Genomic DNA, 1,241 nt, shown 5'->3' on the forward strand with positions numbered 1-1,241 from the left:
ACAGTCGTATATGGAAAACTTCAGAAGATATTTAGAACTCAGAAACTATCAGAAAAAGAATGTCAAAAGAATAGTAGCCATAGCCAAAGAATACGAAGAATACAGAGAAAAAGGAAACCTTTCCAAAGAATATATCAGTTATCTGAAACTAAGAAAAAACAAAAATAATCCTGAGAAATTACTCAGCAACGGCACGGTAAACAATTATTTAACAGCCCTGAAACTATACAGAAATTACAGAAAAAACATTGAACGGAAAGAAACAGATATCCTCTTCTGCAAAAGTTTTAAAACCTATACACCAAAAATAGAAATAGTAAGTCCGGAAGAAATACAAACCCTCTTTGAAACCACCGTAAACACTAGAGACAAAGCCGTTTTATGTTGCTTATATTATCTGGGATTAAGAGCCGGAGAAGCGGCAGAATTATTATTGGAAGATGTAGATTTAGAAAACCAAAAAGTATTGGTAAGAAAATCCAAAACAGGCTATCAGAGAGAAGTCCCGATACATAGCAAAGCAAGAGATATTTTTGAAGAATATGTAAAAGAAAGAATCCCTAAAGGAGAATGTTTTTTACAGGGATTAAAAGGAAATTTAACCACTTCAGGAATAAAGTTCATTATAGATAAAACAGCAGAAAAAAGCAAGATTAAAAAGAGAATATATCCTCATTTACTAAGACACAGCATTGCAACCCATCTTCTTAAAAACGGAATGGAACTTAAAAAAGTAAGTACATTTTTAGGACACAGAAGTTTAGAAAGCACACAGAGATATACACATTTATGAAAGAGTTTTTACACTATTTAAAACAACATTATCACTATGCAGAAAGAACAATTACAGAAAAAGAAAATCATATCTTATTATGGAAAAGCAGATGTTCCAGAAAACAGAATTTTGATACCGTAACAACACAGGAATTATTAAATATAATAGAATTATTACAGAAAAAATACTCCCTGAATACCATCAACAATCACATCAAAACCGTAGAACAATACTTTGACTATCTTCAATTGAAAGGAAAAAGGAAAGACCACCCATTAAAAAACTTTAGAATAAAAACACCAAAAAGACCATTAATTACAGGATTTTTAACAGAAGATGAGTTAAACGAAATTTACACAAGATTTACAAATAGAAAATACCAAATACAAAAGTTCGACATCTACGGAAAAAGGGACAAAATCATTCTGGGATTAATCATTTATCAGGCTTTAAGTTCAGGATGTTT

Annotated in this window: 2 protein-coding genes; both read left to right on the forward strand. The window is 30.8% G+C overall.

All coding sequences use genetic code 11. The annotated features are described in order from the left end of the window. Positions 1-793, forward strand: a 793-nt coding sequence (locus tag OH806_RS16530) for a tyrosine-type recombinase/integrase (protein WP_264744784.1), incomplete at its 5' end; no start/stop codon positions are given. After that, a partial coding sequence (locus tag OH806_RS16535; protein WP_264744785.1) for a site-specific integrase occupies positions 790-1,241 on the forward strand: 452 nt, incomplete at its 3' end. The genes OH806_RS16530 and OH806_RS16535, both read left to right, overlap by 4 nt.

The organism is Chryseobacterium oryctis, from assembly GCF_025971925.1.
Classification (GTDB): domain Bacteria; phylum Bacteroidota; class Bacteroidia; order Flavobacteriales; family Weeksellaceae; genus Chryseobacterium; species Chryseobacterium oryctis.